The organism is Pedobacter sp. G11 (assembly GCF_003860265.1).
Lineage (GTDB): Bacteria > Bacteroidota > Bacteroidia > Sphingobacteriales > Sphingobacteriaceae > Pedobacter > Pedobacter agri.
Genome location: NZ_CP034190.1, coordinates 2,020,265 through 2,045,988, shown reverse-complemented (window position 1 = coordinate 2,045,988; position 25,724 = coordinate 2,020,265). Strand labels below are relative to the sequence as shown.

The 25,724-nt window shown below is 37.2% G+C and carries 26 protein-coding genes; 14 read left to right on the top strand and 12 right to left on the bottom strand.

The window, feature by feature from the left end:
• Positions 1–46: 46 nt before the first annotated feature.
• The gene (locus tag EA772_RS08905) at positions 47–1,555 is read right to left on the bottom strand and encodes a malate:quinone oxidoreductase (protein WP_124912582.1); all 1,509 of its coding nucleotides are present in this window, start codon (positions 1,553–1,555) and stop codon (positions 47–49) included.
• 378 nt (positions 1,556–1,933) lie between these two features.
• Between EA772_RS08905 and EA772_RS08900 the strand changes: the two genes are divergently transcribed.
• From EA772_RS08900 to EA772_RS08885, 4 genes are all read left to right on the top strand, one after another.
• Positions 1,934–3,229, top strand: coding sequence for a short-chain dehydrogenase (locus EA772_RS08900; protein WP_124912580.1), 1,296 nt, complete (start codon positions 1,934–1,936; stop codon positions 3,227–3,229).
• A gap of 107 nt (positions 3,230–3,336) precedes the next feature.
• Positions 3,337–4,230, top strand: a complete 894-nt coding sequence (gene lipA, locus EA772_RS08895; protein WP_124912578.1) for a lipoyl synthase — start codon at positions 3,337–3,339, stop codon at positions 4,228–4,230.
• 118 nt (positions 4,231–4,348) lie between these two features.
• Positions 4,349–4,900 carry an RNA polymerase sigma factor gene (locus EA772_RS08890; protein ID WP_010602692.1) on the top strand — a complete coding sequence of 184 codons (552 nt, stop codon included), beginning with the start codon at positions 4,349–4,351 and terminating at the stop codon, positions 4,898–4,900.
• Between the two features lie 2 nt (positions 4,901–4,902).
• On the top strand, positions 4,903–5,760 hold the full coding sequence (locus EA772_RS08885) for an anti-sigma factor domain-containing protein (protein ID WP_124912576.1): 858 nt from the start codon (positions 4,903–4,905) through the stop codon (positions 5,758–5,760).
• A 64-nt stretch (positions 5,761–5,824) separates the two neighbouring features.
• Here EA772_RS08885 and EA772_RS08880 read toward each other — a convergent pair whose 3' ends face one another.
• Positions 5,825–6,526 carry an AIM24 family protein gene (locus tag EA772_RS08880; RefSeq protein WP_010602690.1) on the bottom strand — a complete coding sequence of 234 codons (702 nt, stop codon included), beginning with the start codon at positions 6,524–6,526 and terminating at the stop codon, positions 5,825–5,827.
• A 117-nt stretch (positions 6,527–6,643) separates the two neighbouring features.
• A complete protein-coding gene (locus tag EA772_RS08875) occupies positions 6,644–8,134 on the bottom strand; it encodes an NAD(P)H-hydrate dehydratase (protein WP_246834078.1) in 1,491 nt (496 codons plus the stop codon).
• Between the two features lie 165 nt (positions 8,135–8,299).
• Between EA772_RS08875 and yiaA the strand changes: the two genes are divergently transcribed.
• Entirely contained in the window at positions 8,300–8,707 is a 408-nt protein-coding gene (yiaA, locus tag EA772_RS08870; RefSeq protein WP_010602688.1) for an inner membrane protein YiaA, read from the top strand.
• 18 nt (positions 8,708–8,725) lie between these two features.
• On the opposite strand, the gene EA772_RS08865 is transcribed toward yiaA, so the two are convergent.
• Entirely contained in the window at positions 8,726–10,816 is a 2,091-nt protein-coding gene (locus EA772_RS08865) for a M48 family metallopeptidase (protein ID WP_124912574.1), read from the bottom strand.
• A 133-nt stretch (positions 10,817–10,949) separates the two neighbouring features.
• Between EA772_RS08865 and EA772_RS08860 the strand changes: the two genes are divergently transcribed.
• Positions 10,950–11,657, top strand: coding sequence for a gamma-glutamyl-gamma-aminobutyrate hydrolase family protein (locus tag EA772_RS08860; protein WP_124912572.1), 708 nt, complete (start codon positions 10,950–10,952; stop codon positions 11,655–11,657).
• A gap of 6 nt (positions 11,658–11,663) precedes the next feature.
• Here the strand turns inward: EA772_RS08860 and EA772_RS08855 are convergent, their stop codons facing one another.
• Positions 11,664–12,017, bottom strand: a complete 354-nt coding sequence (locus tag EA772_RS08855) for a hypothetical protein (protein WP_124912570.1) — start codon at positions 12,015–12,017, stop codon at positions 11,664–11,666.
• A gap of 229 nt (positions 12,018–12,246) precedes the next feature.
• Between EA772_RS08855 and EA772_RS08850 the strand changes: the two genes are divergently transcribed.
• From EA772_RS08850 to EA772_RS08835, 4 genes are all read left to right on the top strand, one after another.
• The gene (locus EA772_RS08850; protein ID WP_124912568.1) at positions 12,247–14,196 is read left to right on the top strand and encodes a beta-N-acetylhexosaminidase; all 1,950 of its coding nucleotides are present in this window, start codon (positions 12,247–12,249) and stop codon (positions 14,194–14,196) included.
• The gene (locus EA772_RS08845; RefSeq protein ID WP_124912566.1) at positions 14,196–14,672 is read left to right on the top strand and encodes a CYTH domain-containing protein; all 477 of its coding nucleotides are present in this window, start codon (positions 14,196–14,198) and stop codon (positions 14,670–14,672) included. Before EA772_RS08850 ends, EA772_RS08845 begins: the two co-directional genes overlap by 1 nt.
• Before the next feature lie 224 nt (positions 14,673–14,896).
• Positions 14,897–15,361, top strand: a complete 465-nt coding sequence (locus tag EA772_RS08840) for a BON domain-containing protein (RefSeq protein WP_210405086.1) — start codon at positions 14,897–14,899, stop codon at positions 15,359–15,361.
• An 8-nt stretch (positions 15,362–15,369) separates the two neighbouring features.
• Entirely contained in the window at positions 15,370–15,792 is a 423-nt protein-coding gene (locus tag EA772_RS08835; protein WP_124912564.1) for an SH3 domain-containing protein, read from the top strand.
• A 75-nt stretch (positions 15,793–15,867) separates the two neighbouring features.
• On the opposite strand, the gene EA772_RS08830 is transcribed toward EA772_RS08835, so the two are convergent.
• From EA772_RS08830 to EA772_RS08810, 5 genes are all read right to left on the bottom strand, one after another.
• Positions 15,868–16,503 carry a response regulator transcription factor gene (locus tag EA772_RS08830; protein WP_124912562.1) on the bottom strand — a complete coding sequence of 212 codons (636 nt, stop codon included), beginning with the start codon at positions 16,501–16,503 and terminating at the stop codon, positions 15,868–15,870.
• A 25-nt stretch (positions 16,504–16,528) separates the two neighbouring features.
• Positions 16,529–18,433, bottom strand: coding sequence for a histidine kinase (locus tag EA772_RS08825; protein WP_124912560.1), 1,905 nt, complete (start codon positions 18,431–18,433; stop codon positions 16,529–16,531).
• A gap of 129 nt (positions 18,434–18,562) precedes the next feature.
• Positions 18,563–19,531, bottom strand: a complete 969-nt coding sequence (locus EA772_RS08820) for an FKBP-type peptidyl-prolyl cis-trans isomerase (protein WP_124912558.1) — start codon at positions 19,529–19,531, stop codon at positions 18,563–18,565.
• 129 nt (positions 19,532–19,660) lie between these two features.
• The gene (locus tag EA772_RS08815) at positions 19,661–20,647 is read right to left on the bottom strand and encodes an FKBP-type peptidyl-prolyl cis-trans isomerase (RefSeq protein ID WP_010601949.1); all 987 of its coding nucleotides are present in this window, start codon (positions 20,645–20,647) and stop codon (positions 19,661–19,663) included.
• Positions 20,648–20,682: 35 nt separating this feature from the next.
• On the bottom strand, positions 20,683–21,693 hold the full coding sequence (locus EA772_RS08810) for a bifunctional oligoribonuclease/PAP phosphatase NrnA (protein ID WP_124912556.1): 1,011 nt from the start codon (positions 21,691–21,693) through the stop codon (positions 20,683–20,685).
• A 116-nt stretch (positions 21,694–21,809) separates the two neighbouring features.
• Between EA772_RS08810 and EA772_RS08805 the strand changes: the two genes are divergently transcribed.
• From EA772_RS08805 to EA772_RS22045, 3 genes are all read left to right on the top strand, one after another.
• Entirely contained in the window at positions 21,810–22,229 is a 420-nt protein-coding gene (locus EA772_RS08805; RefSeq protein ID WP_010601951.1) for a nucleoside-diphosphate kinase, read from the top strand.
• Between the two features lie 132 nt (positions 22,230–22,361).
• A complete protein-coding gene (locus tag EA772_RS08800) occupies positions 22,362–23,132 on the top strand; it encodes an FKBP-type peptidyl-prolyl cis-trans isomerase (protein WP_124912554.1) in 771 nt (256 codons plus the stop codon).
• A 57-nt stretch (positions 23,133–23,189) separates the two neighbouring features.
• Complete coding sequence (locus EA772_RS22045) at positions 23,190–23,366, top strand: hypothetical protein (protein WP_010601953.1); 177 nt, start codon at positions 23,190–23,192, stop codon at positions 23,364–23,366.
• 100 nt (positions 23,367–23,466) lie between these two features.
• Here the strand turns inward: EA772_RS22045 and EA772_RS08795 are convergent, their stop codons facing one another.
• Positions 23,467–23,757: a DUF721 domain-containing protein gene (locus EA772_RS08795; RefSeq protein ID WP_010601954.1), complete on the bottom strand. Its 291-nt coding sequence runs from the start codon at positions 23,755–23,757 to the stop codon at positions 23,467–23,469.
• Positions 23,750–24,853, bottom strand: coding sequence for a DNA replication/repair protein RecF (locus EA772_RS08790; protein WP_010601955.1), 1,104 nt, complete (start codon positions 24,851–24,853; stop codon positions 23,750–23,752). The genes EA772_RS08795 and EA772_RS08790 overlap by 8 nt, the downstream gene beginning before the upstream one ends.
• 125 nt (positions 24,854–24,978) lie before the next feature.
• On the opposite strand from EA772_RS08790, the gene EA772_RS08785 reads away from it, so the two are divergent.
• On the top strand, positions 24,979–25,644 hold the full coding sequence (locus EA772_RS08785; RefSeq protein ID WP_010601956.1) for a tetratricopeptide repeat protein: 666 nt from the start codon (positions 24,979–24,981) through the stop codon (positions 25,642–25,644).
• Positions 25,645–25,724 lie beyond the last annotated feature (80 nt).

The window sequence follows — 25,724 nt, the reverse complement described above, 5'->3', positions numbered from 1 at the left end:
TAAAAAAAGTCGCAAATTTTGCGACTTTTCTTTTATATCATAGTTTTTAAACTTTTTCTATCTCTAAAACCCTGGAAGTTCTTTCCCTGGTTTCTTTACAAAGTTGGGCATCTTTAGCCAATTCTTTACCAAAAGTAGGAATCATTTCTTTCATTTTCGCCTGCCATTCATCCGTTGCCAAATCTTCTTTAAAGCAGCGTCCTAATAATTCAATCATAATGGAAACTGCTGTAGAGGCACCCGGCGAAGCACCAAGTAATGCAGCAATTGATCCGTCGCCGGCACTGACAACTTCAGTTCCGAATTCTAAAATGCCACCTTTCTTTTCGTCCTTTTTGATTACCTGCACACGCTGACCAGCATATTCCAGTTCCCAATCTTTTAACTGTGCTGTAGGCAAATATTCTTTCAAAGCGGCCAATCTATCTTCAGGAGATTGTCTTACTTGCTCAATTAAATATTTTGTTAAATCGAGGTTTTGCAAACCAGCCGATAACATCGGACGAATATTATTAAATTTAATGGATTTCGGCAAATCCAAGAATGAACCATTCTTCAAAAACTTGGTCGAAAAACCGGCATAAGGTCCAAACAGTAATGCCTGTTTACCATTAATCATGCGGGTATCTAAATGTGGAACCGACATTGGCGGCGCACCAACAGCTGCTTTTCCATAAACCTTAGCATGGTGCTGCTTAATAATTTCCTCATTGGTACATTTTAACCACTGCCCACTTACCGGGAAGCCTCCAAATCCTTTACCTTCAGGAATATCTGATTTCTCCAGAAGTGGTAATGAACCACCGCCAGCACCTATAAATACAAATTTCGCTACGCGTTTGCGTTTTTCTTTAGTTTCTAAATCCTTAACTTTTATAATCCAGTTTCCGTCTTTATTTTTCTTTAAATCACGGATTTCATGATTAAAATGAAGACTAACATTTTGGTGTTCTTTAAGATGATTGAACATATCACGGGTTAAAGAGCCAAAGTTAACATCAGTTCCCAAGTCCATTTTAGTGGCTGCAATCTGTTCATTTTTTTTACGTCCATCCATAATTAATGGCGCCCATTGCTTCACCAGCTCAGCATCTTCAGTATATTGCATATCTGCGAACAAATTGCATTCATGCAAAGCTTCATAACGCTTTTTTAAGTAGTCTACATTCTTTTTCCCCCATACAAAACTCATGTGCGGAATCTTACGGATAAAATTCTCAGGATTTGAGATCAAGCCCTTTTCAATAAGATATGACCAAAATTGTTTTGATACCTCGAAATGCTCTGCAATTTGAATTGCCTTCTTAATTTCAACAGTACCATCCTTTTTTTCAGGAGTATAGTTTAACTCGCAAAACGCAGAGTGGCCTGTGCCGGCATTATTCCAGGCATCAGAACTTTCCGCAGCCGCAATATCTAACCTTTCATATATTTCGATACTAAGGTTTGGCTCTAACTCTTTCAATAAAACACCAAGGGTTGCGCTCATGATTCCGGCGCCAATTAGAATTACATCTGCGTCAGTTTTACCAACTGTCTTTTTCTTTTTTGTCATCTTATATTAAAGGAGTTACAAATTTAGAATCATTTTAAACATGAAACGAATTTTCGCATATGAAAACTGAAAAATTGCTAAAAAATGTGTTTTTGTTTAAATCGGGTAGAATTAATTAGGAAAAGTTAATCCAAAACGTCAAATTTAGAAGTGAAATTATCAAATCTTCATTAAGATTGGAATGAAAATCTAAACTTTGTCATTCGAGTAGTTAGCTAAATCATCTAAAGTAAAATATAAGCAGTTATTTAAGAGCGAATAATAGAACAAACACTACAGAAATTTGGATATTGCCTGCAAATAATCATCTCAAAAAAACTTACTACTTTAAAATTATATTTTTAATTACTGAATTATTTCCTTGCTGGGGTTTTTAAAATGAAGAATTTAATAATATTGATTTGTGCTGTTCTGCTTTCCGGTTGTTCCAAAGAGCAAACAGATGAGGCTTTACTGGACCTTGATAAACAAAGACTGGAAGAAAATATCAACTATGATAAGATTGTATTTTACAAGTTTGCTAAAATTGCCATTCGTTCAAATGCAGTTCTTGATACAAACAATGCAGATTATCAAAAATTTTCATCGCAAACCCGAAATATCATGAACACCATGCATCAGCTGGATACCAATAAAAAAAGTATCTCAGTTATGGAAGCATTACAACTCTATAACGATTATAGAAAAGTTAAAACTTTGGTTAAAAATACAGATGAAGATATTTTCCCTGGGTTGATTGAAGGTTTTAATGTGATGTATGGCGCTCCTAAGATAGACCTAAAAACCATCAATCCTGTAGAAAAAATCCGCACTCAAAATGTTGAACATGCTATTTTAAGTATGGCTGTGCTCACTACAAGAGATTTAGGTCAGCCCTTTGCGTTGTATGAATGTTCTAAAACCCAGCCAGAATTTCTGGATGATTCAGAGATTAAAACTTTACTGGAGTTTGTTCGCGGTTTTCTGTTTTTTGGGAACAACCTGTTTTATCTTTCTGAAGATGGTTTATCCCGCAATATTAAATGGCTGGATAAGAATGAGGATATTGCGCTTCCCTATACCAAGGCTTTTTTTGGATGGAGAAATTTGAGTGATGAGCAAACGTACATTGCTTTCCATGGTATGAATTATCTTTTTAGAGGTTTTGACAGAATGCGCATGGAGCGAAAAGTGGATGAAGAAAGATCTTTGGACGATTTCGATTTATTTGTGAAAGACATGAATAAATTAGGTCTTCAAACTGAGCTGGTATGGATAGTTGACGCTTATTTAAACCTGAAAAGAGAAAATCCGGAAAAGGCAGTTCCTGCTTTAAAAAAGCTTAAAACCAGCCCACTATTTTCAGAGGCTGAACGTGAAGCCATTCAAAAAACAATAGATTATGTTAAAAACCGTGATGCTGATGCAGCCTTGAATGGGGTTTACGATAAAACATTTATGGCGAAACTGGCCTCAAAATATATGATTTCTGTGTTATCAAAAATTGATTGGGAAAAGGTTTTACGAGAGAATGAGGTACCACATACAGCAGAGATTTTTGCAGGCATTAATAAATTCAAAGCCATGTCTAACGCGGTAAGTCAGTACACTCAAGCTACAACCATCGAAAACGGTAAAAAAGAAATCACTAAAAAAGGAAGTGAACTATTGGAGAAGGCAAAGAATTTGTGGTAAACTAATAATGTAGCTAACTTCAGACCCAACTGTTGTCACGCCAAACATTACAACATTCCAACATTTCAGTATTGCTACATTTCAATCCTAATCCTTAACTTTGCGATATGATTGATTTACCGGTAGTACCTGCTGTGACTGAAGTTAAACGTAAACCAGATTGGTTACGCGTTAAATTACCTGTTGGAAAAGAGTACGCTCAAGTGCGCAGTTTGGTTGATACGCATAAATTGCATACCATTTGCGAGAGTGGAAACTGCCCGAACATGGGTGAGTGCTGGGGTGCAGGTACGGCAACATTCATGATTTTAGGCAACATTTGTACCAGAAGCTGTTCATTTTGCGCAGTGGCAACCGGCCGTCCTTTGGCTGTTGATGTTGATGAGCCTAACCGCATTGCCAGTTCGGTAAAATTAATGGGCGTAAAGCATTGTGTAATTACCTCGGTAGATCGTGATGATTTAAAAGATGGAGGTTCAATTATTTGGGCTGAAACCTTACAAGCCATCCGCAGAGAAAGCCCGATCACTACGCTAGAAACTTTAATCCCTGATTTTAAAGGTCAATGGGATAATTTATACCGCGTTTTAGACGAACGCCCTGAAGTCGTTTCGCATAATATGGAAACCGTAAAACGCCTGACCAGACAAGTGCGTATTCAGGCGAAGTATGATAGAAGTCTGGAAGCTTTAAAAAGGATCTCTGAATTTGGGTTGAGAACCAAAACGGGAATTATGCTTGGCTTGGGTGAAACTGAAGAAGACATTTTCGAAGCCATGGATGATTTGGTTGAAAACGGTGTTCATATCCTAACATTAGGTCAATATTTACAGCCAACCCGCAACCACCATCCAGTTGTAGATTGGATTCATCCAGATACTTTTGCGATGTACAAAGAAGTAGGATTGGCAAAAGGATTGAAATATGTGGAGAGTGGTCCACTGGTTCGCTCATCTTATCATGCAGAAAAACATCTTTTCCCTATTGAAGGCATTGCATAAACATTAATTTCGCAGTTTATAATTAAAAAATGTTTTAGAAATCGCATTCCGGCAAGGAATAGATTTGTAAAACATTTTTTTGGTTTGTATGTTGTGTATTGTATCTTAGTAACCAATAGTGACTGCATTAAAAAAATCATCCCTAACAGAGCCTGAACTCGTTCTTGCATTGCAATCGAAAGATCCTGCAGTATTAAAAACATTGTACAGCATGTATTCCTCGGCACTTTATGGTGTTATTTCACGTATTATCACACATACTGAACTTGCAGAGGATGTGTTACAAGAAACCTTCGTTAAAATTTGGCAATCTGCCGCTCATTACGATAATACTAAAGGCCGCTTGTTTACCTGGATGATGAATATTGCAAGGAATTTATCTATTGATAAGTTGCGATCTAAAGATTTTAAGAATTCACTCAAAAACCAAGATATAGAAAATAACGTAAGTTTCGTTGATGAACAAAACAAGGTGACCTTTAACCCTGACGTACTTGGAGTTAAGCAACTTGTAGAGAACCTGAAACCAGACTTACAAGCAGTTCTCAATTTAGTTTATTATAAAGGCTACACCCATGTGGAGGCAGCAGAAAAGTTAGATCTGCCATTAGGAACGGTAAAAACCCGAATCCGCCTGGCTATTATAGAATTGAGAAGGAGTTTTAATTGAGCGTGGAAAATTTAAAAGCATATATCGAATCTGGAGTACTTGAGTTGTACGTTTTAGGTGATTTATCACCAGAGGAAACGTTGCAGGTTGAAGAAATGGCATCTCAAAACCCTGAGGTTAGAGATGAGATAGCAGCTATTGAGCTCGCTATGGAAAACTATGCTATGCAGAATGCCATAGAGCCATCTGCAGATGTAGAAACTAAATTGTTTGAAAAGCTTGGACTGCAAAATGAGGATGAAGTAGAAACAATTGGCTCTACCCCTCAATACCAGGAACAATCACGAATTGTGAGGTTAGACAATAGTGATGGAAAGATAAGGACGTTGCGTTTTGCCCTGGTAGCGTGTATAGCTTTGCTAGTGGTGAGTGGTGTTGCATTGCTAATTACATACAATAAATTAAATGCTGCCCACGATCAGATTGCGAGTTTAAACCTGGACAAGCAAAAATTTGCCGGTATCGTGAGTCAGCTTGAGTATGAGAATAAAGGGTTGGACAATATGGTAACCATGGCCGACAGCAAAGAATGGGCAACCATCAGAATGTCAGGCCAGGCTTTTAGCCCGAATTCGAAAATGAATGTTTACTGGAATAAAAAAGATAAGAGCGTATTGATTAACTATGTGGCGATGGATTTACCAAAAACTGATGCCCAGCATGAATACCAACTTTGGGCGCTAGTAAATGGAAAACCTGTAAGCTTAGGGGTTTTCGGAAAAACTGATTCAGTTACTCATGAGGCCTTGCAAAAAATGCAAACCATACAAGAGGCACAGGCATTTGCTGTTACCATCGAACCGATGGGCGGTAGTGTTAACCCAACAATGGAAAAGCTCTCCGTGATGGGTGGTGTTTAATTAAATTTTAAATCATAATATATATATGAATCCTGGCAGTTAACCTGCCGGGATTTTTTCTATACTATGATTTCTGTGCATATTTTACTTCTTCGTAAGGCTGAACCAAAACCCAGCCTTCGCCAAAAAACTCCAGTTGAAAAGATTCGCCACTTCCTCTTCCAATAAAAGAGCCAAAGGTGAGATTGGTTTTAATATTTGGAGATAGATTTTCAGACCAGGCGACAGTAGCATTTGGATCAGTATATACCGGTTGGTTTGCGCTTACCCTTAACAAAATTGGTTCGCCGTGTGTAGTAATGGCGATGTAGCCACTTCCGGATAATTTTACCTGGAATAAACCTCCACTCATCATTCCAGCAACGCTTTTCAGCATTTTAATTTCATTTTTGATGCTCTCTTCGAGTGCCAAAACATCATTGCCGTTTACAAAAATAGATTCGTTTTGCAGTTTAATAATTTTTACTTTCTTGCCTTCGTCGGCCAGATAAAGTTTCCCCGTACCTGCAGCATGCATCAACGATGTGCCTTCTCCTGAAATTGCCTTTTTCAACAAACCACCCAAACCTTTACTTAGCAATCCTTCGCGTTTGAAATCAACATTGCCAATATAAGCCACCATCGATCCCGCTTTCGCTAATATTTTTTGGTTTTTAAGGTTTACTTCCAGCATTGCTGGCTTTTCCAACTCGAAAAAGTCGTTTTCGTTCGGATCTTCCGCCGATTCCCTGATGAGCTCGTTGAGGGTATATTCTTTTTTTTCCATCGTAATTTAGTTTTATTTTTTTAACGTTCCTTGAGCAATCAATTTCTACACCAAAATCTAATGAAACTGATTATCTAATTTACTGCAACTTTAGCTGGAAGATAAGGTCAGTAAAATTTAAGCAAGTCGCTTGATTTCTACAGATATTTGTTCAGCTAAGAGGGCCGCATTTACCACAATACGTTCAGTGGCTAATTCATCGCCGGTTTTACCATGGATGTAACAGGCTAAAATAGCAGCATCTTCTGATGAGTATTTTTGAGCAAGAAATCCTACAATTACACCTGTCAAAACATCTCCCATCCCACCCTGGGCCATTGCCGGGTTACCCGTTGGATTGATATAAATTTTACCATCTGGTAAACAAATGAAGGTAAATTGATTTTTCAGGACAATTACTATTTTAAGTTTTTCAGCCTGAAACTTAGCGGTCATTAACCGATCCCACCAGATTTCATGATCGCCAAAAAGGCGGTCAAATTCTTTCATGTGTGGTGTAATGATGCTTTTTGCAGGAATTCTTTCAATAAGATCCGGCCTTTCTGCCAACATGTTAAGAGCATCAGCATCAATAACCAAAGGTTGGTTACTCAAAATAAGACGTTCCAAAAGTCGCTCATTCTCGATTGAAATTCCCAAACCCGGACCAATGGCAATGGCTTGAAATTTTGCAGGGTTTTCAATACGCGTAAACTCCTCTCTCGGCAAAGCCATTACTTCCGGCAATGTTGTATTCAATGCTATCAATCCGCTTGGCGGAATGCATGCTGTAATTAAACCTGCTCCCGTATGTAAACAAGCTTTTGACGCAAGCAGCGCAGCACCCATGGTATTGGTATTACCGGCTACAATTAAAGCATGTCCATAAGTGCCTTTATGACTAAAAAGTTTTCTGGGTTTAAGAAGATGATGGATATCGGCTTCTTCTGTTAAAAGAAAATCAGTTTCTTGCTTCTGGATAAAATTTTCATCTAACCCTATTGCAACAACTTCATAAGTTTCAGTTGCCATTGCCGATTCCGGGAAGAAAAAGTTGTTTTTGGGCCGTTGAAAGCAAATGGTTTTATAAGCTTTTATACCATTATAGTCAGCCCTTATTTTCCCCTCTGTAGGGAAACCAGTGGGCACATCAACGGCATAAACTTTTTTATTTAAGTTATTAATGTATACGGCTAATTCGGCGTATTTTCCTTCTAGAGGCTTGTTTAAGCCAGATCCTAAAATCGCATCGATAATGATATCTGCTTTAACATTTTTCAATTCAGCAACACTGTTAACTACTGTTTTTCTACACTTTGATTCATCTAAACGTTGTAAATTGATGAGAAAATCTTTACTTTTTTTATCACTGAAATTTAAGATGTAAACCTTTACATTTTCACAGCCATTGTTGCATAGCAAATGAGCAATAGCCAATCCATCTCCACCGTTGTTTCCATTACCACAGAATACAGCAATTTTTTTACTGGCATCAAACTCATCTCTCAGAAAGCTTTGAACAAAAGCACGGGCGGCTTTTTCCATTAAATCGATAGAGGCAATCGGCAGATTAGCAATGGCATGTTCATCGGCCTTACGCATTTGTACAGATGTGAGCAATTTTTGCATATAACTAATATAAGATTATATGAGCTAATGCGAAGAATATCATTTTATTCAAAGCAGATTGCTAACCTAGATCAAGGTGAACAATTCGTTATCAATGGTGATCAGAATATACATTTTATAACCCTTTTAACGTTTTCTATCTAAATTAAATTAAACTCTAATCAAATGAATCAAAAACCATCAAATGCATTTGTGGCTGCGGCCTGGATTGCATTGGGCATCGGAATGATTGGCTTTATTGTAGGCCTTTGGCGTTCCGATATGCTCCTAAACGAAAAAGGATACTATTTTACCGTACTGATGTTTGGCCTTTTTGCCGTAATTTCATTACAAAAAGCTGTTCGCGATAAACTGGAAGGCATTCCTGTAACCGAAATCTATTATGGTTTAAGCTGGTTTTCTACCTTACTTACCATTACATTGCTTGTTATCGGTTTATGGAACGCTACACTTTTACCAAGCGAGAAGGGATTTTATGCCTTTGCCTTTTTACTCTCGTTATTTGGCGCCATCACGGTGCAAAAAAATACGAGAGACAGCCAGATTTTTAACAAATTAAGGGATTCGCAATAACCCGAATAAAGCCGGTAGTTAAACACTATCGGCTTTTTGATGTTTCACAGGAGCGATTAAACTTGCTTGAAATACAAGCAGTGCTTTCTTTGCCGCAAAATGGGTTTGAGTAATTACATTTAAATAATCTTCCAAGGCAGCAAACAAAACTTTCAGTTCCTCATCAAAGTATAAATCGGCGCCAAAATATTTGTAATCGTGATTCAAATATTCCTTTAAACGAAGTCGTTCCTCTATCTTAAAGCTATCTCGATATTGATCATCCTCTAAAATGAAGAGAATACTTTCCTTAAACTTTTTTTCTTCTTTTTTAACCAGTACCATCTTATTTTTAATAAAATTAGGGTGATTAATGCTGTGCAAAAAAGAGGTAGAACTTAATAAATCGGTATAAATAATCTGTTGCTCCTTGAATTTATTGGCTATTTGCTGATAGGAAATCGCCAACTTTTCGAACGATTCATAAACATCCTGTGCTCTGGCTTCAAGGCGGAAATACTCGAAAATTTTGAAATCAATATCATCCAGCTGTTCCATTTTAGTCTTCATTTCTGCATTCAGGTATTCTAACATTTTTCTGCTATCAGCTTTTGAATATTTTAGCCCGCTATAGGTAAATGTTTTTGCTTCGATCAAACCAGAATCCAACCTGTCAATTACATTATAATCTGCCTCCAGCGCATTTAAATCATAAATCAAACTTAAATTTTCTTCTCCAAATAGTTCTACTATACTTAAGTTGGTTATGGTATTTGGTTTTGCAAAATCACTTGAGCTATACTTTGTGAACGGATTCCGAAAATCGAAATATCCATTAAATTCATCAGGGAAAGAATGATCATCATTTTGCCCGATTAGATCAACTTCAAAATCAGCTGCGCTTTGATTCACGGGGTCATTGCTGTAATCAACACCAGCAAACATAAAACCCGTAAGTTGCGCTGCAATTTCATCTTTCTTCACTAATAAATCTACCGCTAATCCATCCTGTTCATCTTCAACACCAGCATTCAACAGCTCTAAGCGTCTTATTCTATCTTCGGTTTCCGGATGTGATGAATATTCATGGTTAAAACTAAGTTTAGATTTGTTGAAACGATTGTAATAACTCAGATTGACTTCAGGAAAAAAATGAGTATAAGTCAGTTTATTTGCTTTGGCAATAAAATTCATTGCCATTAATTGTTGTGGATAAACATCTGCGGTTTTAATGTTGGCTTCGATTTTCCGATTGTAATAGCTAAGCACAGTGTCAAATGCCTGATTAGCAAGCTGCATCCGCAAGAGTGAATTAATAAGCGGCTTCGAACCCACCACATGCCCCGCCACGGCATCAGCATGATATTCCATCTCATGAGAAAGTTTGGAATAGTTTGTATTAAGCACTCCATAAACCTTAACTAAAATTTCCTGCATTAAAACAATAATTTTGTCTGATGCAAGAACAAATATCCCTAAGTAGGAATTTGATTCGGCAATTTTTCCTGTTAACTGATTGTAGCTTTCATTATCATACAAAATATCATGAATGATGCTATTTGCGTTATAAACATAACTGCCAACTTTCATACTTTTCTGCGAAAAATGTCCAAACTCATGCGCCAATATCGCTTTTAACTCATTTATTGTAGTAGTATTAATAAGGCCCATACCAATTTGAAGATTTTTTCGAATTGGCAAAAACATGCTCCAAAAGTTCGAATCATAAAAAACAGATGCATTAACTTCGGCAGAGAGATAAACTTTTTTAGGAAAATCGGTCTGTACTGCGCTTATGATTTCGTCAATCATCGAAAATAATTTTGGCTCCTCAACCCTTGTTACTTCAACCAAGTGTGAGCGGTCTGTTTTTTTATGCTTAAACATAAATTTAATCAGAAAAAAGAGGATCAAAAAGCCGAAACCAATCATACCGAGGCCTAGCAGAATGGTGTAAAAGTGAGTATAAAACTCCATTAACTTTATGCCCAGATAGCCACAAACCAAAGTTAATGTAACGGAGATGACGATGAGAAAAATATAGGTAAAAATGAACAGCAAAATTGCCCATATTGATTTAATAGCCGTTCTTCTAAAATCTATGGATGGCTTGAGTGCGTTTTCCAACATGAGATGAGGTTTGTTTATGCAAGATAACAAAATCAGGATTTTTTACAATCTGTAGACCGTATAAAAAATTTATAAGCATATTTGCTTACTGGGGCAATAAACAGATATTTTAAAGGGAAAGCACAAGAAAACCATGTCAGATAAAATCATAATAGGAGTTACCGATTGTAGCAAATTCGATATTTACAGTGATTGGGTTTTAAGTTATGATAAGCGGGTTGAGGTGATAAAACTGGGCTATAAACTCGATAACTTTAACGATATTGAAAAATGTGTCGGAATTGTTTTAACTGGAGGAGAAGACGTTCACCCCAGATTTTATAACCTTCCGGAGTATTATCACTATTGTTATGAAGATGATGTGGATGAGAAGCGTGATGCATTCGAATTTCAGGTTTTGGACTATACAGAGAAAAATGATGTACCAGTTTTAGGAATTTGCCGAGGCATGCAAGTTGGCAACGTATTTTTTGGTGGTACTTTAATTCCTGATATAGCCTCCTGGGGAAAATTTGATCATAGTAAAATGCCTGATAAGAGTGACCGTTATCATGAAATTATTGTGAATGAATCATCATGGCTTAATACAATTGTTCATACCACTAAAGGCCTGGTAAATAGCAATCACCATCAAAGTACAGATCGTACCGGAAGAGGATTAGTAGTTAGTGCACTCTCACCTGATGGTGTTACCGAAGCGATGGAACGACTTGATCCATATGGCAAATCATTTCTACTGTTTGTGCAATGGCATCCTGAAAGGTTAAAAGACCAGCAGAGTCCATTCAGTAAAAAATTGCATGACGCGTTTATTAATGCGATTATTTCCGGTAGGCAATAATGAATGTTACTTTAACATAAACACATTGCTGTCATTCCATTTTCCATCAATATAAGCACCATTATAAGCACATTCCAACCCCTTTTTTTCATTAATGGTGATGGCGCTATACTCAAAACCATAAATTTCATACTGCTTTTCGGGCGTAACTAATTCAAGTGTATCGTGAATGGAAAACCCGTCTGTGTATCGTAATTCTTTTGTTTTTGGATCTTCTGTCAACACTTTCTTTACTGGCTTACCAGCACCGTTTTTAAGTTTCAAAGTTAAGTTATTGAGGCCGGTGCGCTCTGGCAACACAAAAACTAAAGTCGTTGATTGATTCACGTTTTTTTTCACAACTACTTTTAAACTCTTCATCCTTAAAACTTTGAGATAAAAACCCGTAAACCATGTAAGCAATACCTACTGCTACAATCACGAAAATTATTTTTTTGTTCATCTAGAAATTTATAGTGGCACAAATATTTTTTGTTATTCATTTTAGTAAGTGAAATTTATGCAAAATCCATTAAAATAAAATCAAAGCCATCTTTTTTTAATAAATTGCGGATTAATAATTATTCGATTATACCGCAGTTTATTGATAATGAAAAACCTATTTCTGATTTTTTCCATCTGCTTATTCACAGCAAATTCTTTCGCTCAAAGTATAATAAATGAACCTGAAGTTGCTGAAGGCGACAGTCCGGTTGCGCAAGCGCAAATTGCCATCATACCAGAACCTGTTTCATTAATGAAAAAGGCTGGGACGTTTACGCTTCCGGAAAATATCAGCATTCAGGCATCTAAAAGTGAAGATTTGCAACAAGCGATAGCTGTGCTTTCTGAGCGGATTGAAACGGCTACAGGAAAGTTTGTAAGCCGTGTAACTACTGCAAATCATCCTACAATTAAATTAATAATCAATCCGCAACCTGATGCTCAATTGGGCATGGAAGGCTATAAATTAAATGTAAACCCAACTCAAATTGTAATTAGCGCCAACAAACCTGCCGGAATTTTCTGGGGTGTTCAATCTTTAATTCAGCTTTTTCCAGTAGAAATTGAAAGTAAGGAGCTGGTAGAAAATGTGAGGTGGAAATTGCCTTGTGTGGATGTGATCGATTATCCTAAGCTGGGTTGGAGGGGATTGATGTTTGATGTTGCCCGCCATTTTTTTACCAAGGAAGAAGTGAAAAAGTTTATCGATAATATGGTTCGCTACAAATTCAATCTTTTACATTTTCATTTAACTGACGATGAAGGCTGGAGAATTGAGATCAAAGGCTTACCTAAACTCACCGAAGTTGGTGCATGGAGTGTTCAAAAAACCGGAACCTTTGGCGATTTTATTCCTCCAACGGCAAATGAACCCCGCACCTATGGCGGCTTTTATACGCAGGAAGATATTAAAGAGCTGGTACAATATGCACAAGATCGCTTCGTCAATATTATGCCCGAAATTGATGTGCCAGGACACAGTTTGGCTGCGATTGCCTCCTATCCGGAACTTTCATGCACACCAGATGCGGTAAACTATAAGGTGCGTTCCGGCGAGAAAATTATGGATTGGAGCCGCGGGGCACCTCCTCTGGCATTGGTAGATAACACACTCTGCCCTGCAAATGAAAAAGTTTATACATTCCTCGACACCGTAATTACACAAATAGCAAAGCTTTTTCCCTTCGAATATATCCACATGGGAGGAGATGAAGCGCCCCATAATTTCTGGGAGAAAAATGACCAGGTGAAGGCATTAATGCAACGCGAAGGACTAAAAACCATTCCACAGGTTCAGGCTTATTTTGAGAAACGTGTTGAACAAATCGTGGTTTCAAAAGGCAAAAAGTTTATGGGCTGGGATGAAATTTTGGAAGGTGGTGTTTCACCTACAGCTTCAGTAATGAGCTGGAGAGGCCTAAAGTATGGTATTCAGGCATCAAAAGATAAACATAACGTGGTGATGAGTCCGACTGATTTCGCTTATCTGGATTATATGCAAGCCGATCAGATTACAGAACCGAAGGTTTATGCCTCTTTACGGTTAAATAAAGCTTATCAGTTTAACCCTATACCAGCTGGGGCTGATCCAAAATTTATTATCGGCGGACAGGCAAACCTGTGGACGGAGCAGATTTTCAATTTCCGACAGGTTCAATACATGCTTTGGCCTCGTGCTTTTGCCATCTCAGAGTCTGTTTGGAGTCCGATAGAGAAAAAAAACTGGACAAGTTTTATCGACCGTACAGAGCAACATTTTAAAAGATTGGATCTGGCAGAAATCAAATATTCTCCAGCCATTTACGACCCAGTGTTTACAGTTAAACGCAACGCTGATAAGCAGTTGATAATTGAATTAACGCCAGAAATTGAAGGCCTTGATATTTATTACAGCTTTGATAATTCGAGCCCGGATCGATTTTATCCAAAATATACCGGAGCACTAACGGCACCTAAAGATGCCAGTATGCTGAGGGTAATTACTTACAAAGGAAAACAGGTTGTTGGAAGGTTAATTAGCATGCCCATTTCCGATTTACTAAAAAGAGCTAAATAATGGGTAAAGAAATCGAAAGGAAGTTCCTCATTAAGGAAACTGAGTGGAATAGCTTTGCAAAGCCAGAAGGAAAACTTCTGAGGCAAGGTTATCTGGTAAGTGATCCAAATAAAACTATTCGCGTACGCACCACCGAAATTGCGGCGTGGATTACGATCAAGGGAATATCTACCGGCGCCTCAAGGTTAGAATATGAATACGAAATCCCTTTGAAAGAAGGACTTGAGCTACTGGATCAATTTGCTGAATCTGAACTGGAGAAAATCAGATATGAAATTCCGCATGAGGGCAAGATCTGGGAAGTTGATGTTTTCTCTGGCGATAATGCCGGACTGATTGTTGCAGAAATTGAATTGGAGTTTGAAGAGGAGAACTTCCAGCTTCCGGCTTGGGTGGCCGAAGAAGTTACCCATGAGAAAAAATATTACAACTCCTGCTTAACCATTCATCCTTATAAAAGCTGGACACCTAGATAATTTGATTGAATCTTAAGCATCCTTCTCAAAGGAAAATTCCATATACAGCTTTTGCCTTCACATCAACAAATGTGAATAAATAAAAAGATTGATTAGTCATTTAACATCAACTCAATTCCTATATTAGCCCCTTCAAAAATCATCCTTGTTTAATTTGCAACAAATGGTCATCCCGAAAAAGGCCATTTAACAATTTAAAATTTAAACAACAATATCATAAAAGGATGAAAACAAGTAAATTTTTAATGAGTGCTGTGATTGCAGGAACGCTATTTTTGGCGAGCTGCTCTCCAAAAGATGCAGATATTCAGGCTGCAGTGCAGGCAAAAGAAGCCGCAGGCATTGCCGTATCCGTAGCTAAAGGCGCTGTAACATTAACAGGCGAAGTTGCCGATGATGCAGCCAAAGCTAAAGCCGAAGAAATAGCCAAAGCTGAAAAAGGAGTAAAATCAGTCGTAAACAACTTAACAGTAAAACCTGCAGCTGCGCCAGTGGTCATTTCAGAAGACCCTGTATTAGCTAAAAATGTTGCCGATGCAACCAAAGATTTCCCAACGGTAAAAGCCAGTGTAAAAGATGGTGTAGTTACACTTACAGGTGAAATTAAAAAAGCTTCGCTGATTACCTTAATGCAGCATTTAAGTGCATTAAAACCTAAAAAAATTGAAAACAAATTAACTGTAAAATAATTCTACCGATGTTATTACAAGACAAATATAAGGCATTAACCGATGCAGCTGTTGCCGCTGGAATAAGTGATCTTGCTGTAAGAGCGCAAGACGGAATATTATATGTAGATGGAACTGCAGCCGATGGCGCTACGAAGGATCATCTCTGGGAAGTTTACAATCAAATTGATCCTAACTTTACTTCTGGCGACTTAGTACTGAATGTAAATGTTAGCGTTGATGCGGCTACCACTCATGCGAAAGTAATTACCCAAAGCAGCAATTTAAATATTCGAAAAGGTCCTGGAACGGATCAGCCGATTGTTGGTAAAGCGGCGCATCATGAAATCATTACCCTGGTAAATCGTAGCAATGATTTGTGGTGGCTGGTAAGAACTAAAGATGGTGAAGAAGGGTATTGCTATGCCCAGTATCTTGAACCTCAGGATTAATCAGTTTGAGTATCTTCTAAATCCGCTTTTGTAACAAAAGCGGATTTTTATTTAAAGGATGAATCACATCTTTCTTCAGGATAGCAGATGCTGATCTTTGGCAAAATTGAGCAAACCTATGGTTGATTTTACCCCGGTTTTTCTCCAGATATTTTTACGGTGAGTTTCAACAGTATGTTCCGAAATAAACAACATTTTACCAATTTCTGCTGAGGTGTGTTCCTTCGAAATGAGTCTGATAATTTCTATTTCCCGTGCAGATAAATTATTTATCTGATGTTGATGCGTATTTTGGGTAACATTTTTCAACTTAGATGCAATCGAATCCTGAATATAACTTCCGCCCTCCATTACCGTTACAATGGCCTTATGCAGTTCAGCATTTTTTACATTTTTAAGCAAATACCCAGAGGCTCCAGCCTTTAGCATATTGGTCATATTTAAAATATCATCATGCATAGAAAGCACCATCACTTTAATTTGAGGGTATTCTTTTTTTACATATTTGGTTAAGTCTAATCCTGATTTTTCACCCAGGCTAATGTCGGTTAAAATAAGATCAGGAACACTACTTTTTATTAGTTCCTGAGCTGTATCAACCGAATTTGCTTTTCCTACAACAACCAGATTGGCGACATCTTTCAAAATTGCCTCAATGCCATCCATGAGAATATCATGATCATCAACTAAAAATACTTTAATCTTTTTCATGTCAGCGATTTTAGAATCATAATTACTAGTAAGAGAACCTTAAAATGGTGGTAGTGCCTTTACCAATAGTCGAATCAACTTCTAAATGACCATTAAAAATTCGAATGCGACTTTCCAGATTTTGCAATCCTAAACCTAGTTTAATTTCATTTTTATCGTAGCCGATACCATCATCTTCAATCATTAGCAAAATTTCATCATCACTCATGTTAAGATGAACGCCAACATTTTTTGCTTTGGCATGTTTCAAAATATTGTTAGTAAGCTCCTGAAACGACCTGTAAACAACCACCGCCCTTACCTGATTCACATCATCAAACTCAACGTGTTTAAAAAATTTGAAAACGGTAAAGTTCTGCACATCATTAAGCCGATCTATTACCTGTTCCATTGCTTTCACCAAACCGAAGTGCAGCACCATTTCGGGCGTCATTTCATGCGATAGCATTCGCACTTCATTAGCCGCCTGATCAATGAGGTCATCTAACTTTTGCAGCTGTGCAATATCATTTTTCGCTTTTTTAAGTTGAAGCGATGCTGCGGCCAGCGTTTGCCCTACCCCATCATGCAAATCTCCGGATATTCGCCTGCGCTCATTTTCTTCAGTTTCCAAAATCGCTACAGCCTTATTTTTTTCTTCAAGAAACCTCTGTACCGCATTCTGGCTTTTATACTTGTTTTGAATATAGAAATAAAAATAAATACTGCTTGATATAAATACAGATAAACTGGCGATCAAAATAATAAGCCAACGTTGTTTATTACTGATATTAAGTCTGTTTTCGAGATTTTCTTCTTTAAGCTTGAGGTTTTCAGACGCCTTTTTCTCGCTATCATATTTCACCTGCAATTCAGCAAGTGCTTTGACATAATCTTCACTTTCATTTTCTTTCCTCAACGAAATGAGTTTTTCATAATACGAAGCAGCACGTTTATAATCTCCGGTTTTACTATATAATTTGCTTAGGATGGTGTAAGCATTCTCCAGTTTTAAATCTATCTTATTTTTTTGCGCTATCAATTCCGCTTTGCGGGCATATTCAATACCTGCTACAGGCATCTCTGACTTATTATAAACATCAGCAAGCTCAAGATAATCACTGGCCAGCATTGCAGGATCGGCAATTTTAGCTCTTGCTATACTGGCTTCATGCAAATAAAGTTTGGCCTTTGGAAACTGATTCCGATGGTAATAACTTCTGGCCAGAATATTCAGGCCGTTCGCCAGGTCCATCACACTATTTAATTCTTTAGCAGTTCGAATCCCTCTAAGTGCATATTTTTCAGCATATTGATAATGCTTTAATAGATTATAACAAAAAGCAATATTACATAATACCGTTGCCCTGTTTTGATATTTTTTTTGAGGGTTGAGCCTAAGAACCTCATTAAAAAAGTTGATGGCTTCGAGCGGCTTCGCATTTTCCATGTAGGCCCAGCCAATGCTGATTAAAGCGCCTGTTTTATTAGTGTGATCCTTGTTTTTCTCAGCAATGTCGAGCGCCATACTAAAATGATCTACTGCGTGATTAAACAATCGTTTTTTAACGTAGCATTGGCCTTTTAAAATATAAAATTTAACTACAGAAGAATCTTTTTCGATTAAGGCAATATTTTTAAGCGCACTATCAATTGACATGATGCAATCGTCTGTTGAGGCTTCACGATATTTTATCCAGGAGCGAAAAAAGGCACTTTCGATCTTCCCGTGCTGGTAATGGTACTGATTGGAGAGACGATTGATTATGGCAATTTGCTTTTTTGCACTACCCGCATCACTACGCATAAGCATGGGCACCTGTACAATCAGCCGATCGATTTCTTTTTGTTTATTCTGACCAAAAACTTTTGGGCAACAAGCAGCCAAAAGATAAAATAACAACACGATTTTGCCGTACTTATAAAAAGTAGATTGTTGCAAGCGCATCATATAGATTGGTTAGTGGTTAACCTAATTTATAAAAATTATTGCGATTGAAGTGTGAAAAAATATAGACAAAAAAAATCCCAAAAACTGATTACTAAATCAATTTTTGGGATCCATAGAAATAGATGAAATCTATCTGCTTCCTGCTGCTACGGCACTAGGCTTAATTATTGATTTTAATTCAATATCAAAAACCAGAGGCGTAAATGGATTGATAGGGCCACCGCCATTTTCTCCATAGCCTAATTTAGATGGAATAATAATTTTAATTTTGCCACCAATGCCGATCATCTTAACACCTTCAGCAAATCCCGCAGGCAACTGGCCCAAAACAAGCGGTCTGGCAGCGTACTGCGCCATAGGTGAATAAATCCCCGCCTCTTTTGCAATTGCTGCATTTGATGTATCGAATACATTGATTTTGCCATCAGCTTTTTTATTGGTAAACTGACCAGTATAATCCACCAAAATCGTATCTGTTAATTCAGCACGAACTGCATTTCCCGGTGCCTCGATGATATAATTTAATCCAGATGCCGTAGTTGTGATTTTTAGATCATTATCTGCAATGTACTTTGCTATTTTAGCTGCTTCGTTCGCTTTGTTTTTTGCGATCAAAACCTCATATTCTGCTTTATAAAAATCCCGTTTTTTATTTTCAAAAACTGAATCAGCTTCGTTTGCAACTTTATGCAACACCTTTTCAATTTTTACGGTGAAGGTTGCATAGTTATTTTTAGCCTCTGCTGGTTTTGGCTGTCCAGAATATTTAGCCATTGAATCCAAATTGAGTTTAAATGAGGCGCTATCACCTTCACCCAAAAGCTTCAATGCAGAAACCAGGTCACCTTTAAACATCGATTTCGTTACCGGGAAAAATGCCGGGCGTTCATTATCGTAAGTATTCACTAGCGTTGAGTCTCCATCTTTGGTCTCAATCATCTGTATTCCATTAAACTTAATGAAATCGCCTTCCTGAATTTTAGGCTTTCCTTCACTTTTGTAAATTTTATAGGTCATGTCTCCCTCGCCTTTTTCAAATTTATTACAAGCAGTTAGACCCAGAATTGCAGCAAATAAAATTATTAATGTTCTTTTCATTATTATTTAGATTGTATTGTAGACCATGAACCTAATTTGCGTTCATTTCGTCGTTTGGCAGGCTTTTAAACACAAAAATCTTGCCCAATATTATTGGGCAAGATTTTTTATTCATTGATTATAAACTTCTTACTTAATAGCAGGTGCTGCCGGGGCTGCAGGAGTTGGTGCTGTACCTTTTTTGATGTCAGTAATTTCGATATCAAAAACGATTGGACTGTATGGTAAAATACCTACCTGAGGAGCGCCTTGCTCACCATATCCAAGTTTTGAAGGGATAATGGCTGTAATTTTACCACCTTTACCAATTAACTGAATTGCTTCTGTAAAACCAGGGATAGTTGATCCAATAGCCATTTTAGTTGGGCCATATGGTCTTCCTGCTTGAAATTTACCTTCTTCTTTAGCAGTTTTTTCATCGCTGGTATCAAAAATAGGGTATTTTCCTTTATCATTTTTCTTCGTAACTCTACCTGTATAACTTAAAGTAACGGTATCGCCTAAAGCAGCTCTTTCTGCGTTACCCGGAGTTTTGATAATATATTGTAGACCGGTTGCCGAAGTAGTTGTTTTTAAATTGTTATCTGCAATGTAGGCTTTTAACTTTCCTTCTTCCGCGTTTTTCTTTTTATCTGCACTTGCTTTGAAATCAGCCTGGAAAAACTCACCAGCTCTTTTGTTGAAAGTTGAATCAGCTTCGCCCGCTTTCTTAGCGAATACCTTTTCAATTTTCACAGTAAAAGTGATGTATTTATCATTTTTGAATTGCTCTGGCTTAGGTTGTTTGCTATAGAAAGCCATTGTATCAAGGTTTACTTTGAAAGTTGCACTATCACCCTCTCCAAATAAGGTTAATACATCATTCATATCACCAGCATACATTTTTTTCTGAACAGGAAATACCTGAGGGCTTTCCATGTCATAAGTGCTGCCTAAAACCGAATCTTTATCATTTTTCTGAATAAAGTTCATTTTAACGATATCACCTTCTTTAATTTTTTCATTTCCTTCAGAATGGTGAATAGTGTATAACAAACCACCCGCTCCCTTTTTTTCTTTGTTACAAGCAGCTAAACCTAAAGTTGCCGCTAAAAGAACAATTATTCCTTTTTTCATTTTATAATTAAACTTGTTTTTATTTGGTTTCTTGCTTATGCAATTAATTGATTTTTATATTCCTCGAGTATAGATTTAAATTCATCTACTACCTCATTCAAAGGTTTTTCTGAGGCGCCACCGGCAGCATTTCTGTGCCCGCCACCGTTAAAGTACTTCTTGCAAATTTCGTTTGCAGGGAAATCACCTGTAGATCGAACCGATAGCTTCACTTTATCTGTTCTTTCGATAATTAGTGCCGCCAGGCGAACACCATTAATTGATAGAGCGTAATTTACAACACCCTCGGTATCGCCCGTTTCACTTTTAAAGCGAGAAAGCTCCTCTTTTGTTACAGAAATTATTGCTGTATTATATTCCCTGATTACCTCTAGTTTGTTCGATAAACAGTAACCCAGAAAACGCAAACGATCCTCGCTGGCATTATCGTAAACTGCCTGATGAATTTTCCAGTGTTCTGCACCAAGATCAATTAAATCAGCAGCAATGCGATAAACATTTGAAGTTGCGGACTCAAAACGAAACGAACCTGAATCTGTCATGATTCCTGTGTATAAACAAGATGCCACATCTTTGTTAATCCCTGCTTTGTCATCTAATTGGTTCACAATAAAATCATAAACCAATTGTGCAGCAGCACAGGCATTGATATCCCAATGACGATAATCGTCAAAATCTTCGGGTTCCAGGTGATGATCTATCATCACCTTTTTAGCGCCAGCAGCCCTCACCAATTTGCCAAGCTCATTGATGCGACCTAAGGTATTAAAGTCTAAACAAAAAATAATGGAAGCCTCATCTACCAATTTTGTAGCCTTTTCCTGCTCTTCAGTAAAGATGATTACATCTCCGTTATTCGGCATCCAGTGCAAAAAACTAGGATAATCGGTTGGCGTAACCACTTTTACATGATGACCTTTTTGAATCAGATATCCATATAAACCTAATGATGAGCCCATTGCATCGCCATCAGGTTTATGATGCGTAGTGATCACAATTCGTTGTGGCGTAGCCAGTAGGGATTTTAATTCTGTTAATGTCAACATATATTTTTGCGCTGCAAAGCTAAGTAAAAATTAATATTAATGTCAGCTATTTAACGTTATCCTTTTAATATTCATCAATTAAAACGTATTTTTGCAGAAAATTTCATATTCATACAATGAGCACTAACAGAACTTTTACAATGATCAAGCCTGATGCAGTTGCAAACGGCCACATCGGATCGATCATAAACGACATTACCAATGCAGGTTTCAAAATTGTTGCATTAAAATATACAAAGTTAACTGATGAAACTGCTGGTCAGTTTTATGCAGTTCACGCTGAACGTCCTTTCTATAAAGATTTAGTAAGCTTTATGTCTTCAGGACCTATAGTTGCTGCCATTTTAGAAAAAGATAATGCAATTGAAGATTTCAGAAAATTAATTGGCGCTACTAACCCAGCTGAAGCTGCTGAAGGAACTATCCGTCAGAAATATGCGAAATCAATTGATGCTAATGCGGTTCACGGATCAGACTCTGACGAAAACGCTGAAATCGAAGGCAACTTCTTCTTCAAAGCAGATGAGCGTTTCTAGTCTTTTATAAGAGAAAAAATTACAATGAAACCTCGATCATTCGGGGTTTTATTGTTTTATCAATTTTGTATCTTTCCAACTTAAAATAATCAACCGGATATAACGTTGAAAATAATCACAACACCATACACAATGAAGAAATTTTTATTAGCGGTATGCATTTCAAGTATCGCTGTTGCAGCAAATGCACAAACTAAAACTGCTGCAAAAAAACTTGTTGCCAGGAAAACCGTTACGACCACAAAAACAACTACGGTTATTACCGGACTGAGATCAGGCCTCGATTCTACGAGTTACGCCTTCGGGACATCAATCGGGTCGGGCTTAAAATCCACCGGTTTATCTACGTTAAATTACGACGTTTTGTTGAAGGGATTGAAAGACGCATTTACCGGCGGTAAAGTTATTTTAACCCAGGAACAAGCACAACAGTGTATTAACGAAGCCATTACAAAAGCATCAGCAGTAAAAAACAAAGCTGAAGCAGAAGCAAACAAAATTAAATTTGCACCCATGATAAAAGAAGGACAAGATTTCTTAGAACAAAACAAAAAACGTGCTGGCGTACAAACAACAGCCAGCGGTTTACAATACGAGGTTTTAACTGCCGGAACTGGCATAAAACCAACAGCTACTGATTCAGTTTTGGTTCATTACAAAGGAACTTTATTGAACGGCAAACAATTTGATAGCTCTTATGACAGAGGCGAGCCAATTAGTTTCCCGTTAAACAGGGTTATACCTGGATGGACTGAAGGCGTTCAGTTAATGCCTGCAGGTTCAAAATATAAGTTCTTCATTCCGTATAACTTAGCTTATGGCGAACGCGGCGCAGGTGCTGATATTCCACCATATAGTGCTTTAATTTTTGAAGTAGAATTGTTAAAAGTTAACGGCAAATAGCCTTAATTAAAACTTTCTTTACGCTTTGATGTTAGCATATACATAATTTAACATCATATGAAAAAGATACTACCTATAGCACTAATCGCATTTCTATGCACTACCTTAAGCAGTTGTGAACTTGTTGGAGGTATATTTAAAGCCGGCATTTGGTCGGGTATTATTATAGTTGTAGTGGTAGTTGCACTACTGATCTGGATTTTGGCCAAAATATTCGGCGGCGGAAGAAGCTAGTTTTAACCCGGCATCCTTAAGTTTGGAGCCCAAATAATAAGCCTGATTATTTTCATAATCAGGCTTATTATATTACAAGCGTATGCTATTGGATGTAATTTTAAAGAAACACCATTTCAGTGATTACCTGACTACCGGCATGTTCGTTTAACTTTTGAATAATTCCTTGTCTAACCAACACCAGTTCATTTTTAATCACCGAAGATTCTATTCTGATAAATAATTTTTTATCATGAATGTAAAGTTGAGTGGTTCTGTTGGCAATAGCGGTTCCCATAATTTCAGGCCACACCGCCAAAATAGAGGTTTCATCGAATTTACGGCGTAAGCGATACACGTCAAGCATTTTGCTCACGGCATCTTTCATGGTAATATCATTCGGTTTACGCATTTTTTATTTGTCCCTCTTCTACTTCAAACAAAGTTACATCAACTTCTATTTTTTCAAAAATAGATTTCACTCTTTCTTTCCCTGTATCGGTAATAAATATCTGTCCGAAATCGTGATGAGAGACCATTTGCATCAACTTCTGCACCCGGCTATCATCCAATTTATCAAATATATCATCGAGCAAAAGCAGGGGTTTGAATCCTTTATTTTTGGCGAGATAGGCATACTGTGCTATCTTCAACGCAATTAAAAAAGATTTCTGCTGGCCCTGTGATCCAAACTTCTTTAGGGGCATTCCGCTAATTACAAAAGCCAGCTCATCTTTGTGAATGCCCGTGGTGGTACGTTCTAAAACCCGATCCTTTTCAACCGACTTTTGCAGCAACTCACCAAAAGCACTATCATTCAACTGAGATTGATAATTTAATTCAACGGTTTCTTTATTTTCAGTAAGGTAGGTATAATATTGATTAAACAGCGGAATAAACTCATCCATAAAAGCCTTTCGGGTGGCAAATATTTTATTCCCCGCTAAAACCAGTTGCTCATCCAAAATCTCCAATAATGTAGGATCATATTTTCGGGTAATTGCAATTTGTTTCAGCAATGCATTTCTGTTGAGAAGAATTCTGTTGTAAGAGATTAACTGATCGAGATAGTGTGAATCGGTTTGAGAAATGACGTTGTCAATAAACTTTCTGCGTTCCTCGCTCCCTTCCATAATTAAATTCACATCATATGGAGAAACCATTACTACAGGAAATAATCCAATATGGTCTGCAAGTTTATCGTATTCCTTTTTATTGCGTTTAAACTGTTTTTTCTGGTTACGCTTTACGCCACATGAAATTTTTTCGTTTTTATTGCTTCGGTCAAAATCGCCCTGAATCATAAAAATTTCCTGCCCTGCTTTTATTTGCTGACCATCAATAGGATTAAAATAGCTTTTACAAAGGCAGAGGTAATGAATTGCATCGAGCATATTGGTTTTACCAGAGCCATTATCACCCGTAAAAACGTTTACCGTATCCGAAAACTGGATGTCAGCATCGTTATAGTTTTTGAAATTTAGAAGCGTAATATTCTTTAACCACATAAATATGGCGCAATTTACCGTTTTTTACCCTCTAAATAACTAATGTTTAATTAAATACTTCAAAATAAAGATTGATTCTTTGATTGAAAAATGTATTTTTGCAATCTTAAATTTTTTAAACAAACATGTCTACAACAGATAACCAGACAATTCAACCTACTAAAAAAGGTTCATTCTTACAGGAAAATAACAAGAGCTTACTATTTATAGCAGGTGCTGTGGTTTTATTAATTGGTGTATATTTTTGGTATCAAAATGTGTACTTGAAAGGTCGTGCCGAAGAAGCTGCAAGCAAAATGTTTAAGGCAGAACAATATATCGGTGTAGATTCTTTATCTAACAAAGCAATTAAAGGCGAAGGTGGTTATCCTGGTTTAGAGCAAATTGCTAAAGAATATGACAATACAAAATCAGCTAACTTAGCCAACTTATATTTAGGCGGAATTTACTTACGTAAAGGCGACTATAAACAAGCTGTGGAATCATTAAGTAAATATAGCGCTACTGGAAGCCCGGTTGCAGACCCTTTAGCTTTAGGTTTATTGGGTGATGCTTACAGTGAATTAAAAGATTACAAACAAGCTTCAACTTATTACAAAAAAGCTTCTGATAAAGCAAGCAAATTCACTTCTCCAATGTTCCTTAAAAAATTAGGTTTGGTTGCAGAAAATCAAAAAGATTTTAAAGGTGCAGTAGAGGCTTACACCAAAATCAAAACGCAATACCCTGAAAGTGCAGAGGCGCAAATGATTGATGCTTATATCGCAAGGGCTGAAGAACAAGTTAAATAATCATTTATCTAATACAATATAATGAAGAGATCATCGAAAGGTGGTCTCTTTTTTTGTGTCAGATATTTTATTCATCTTAG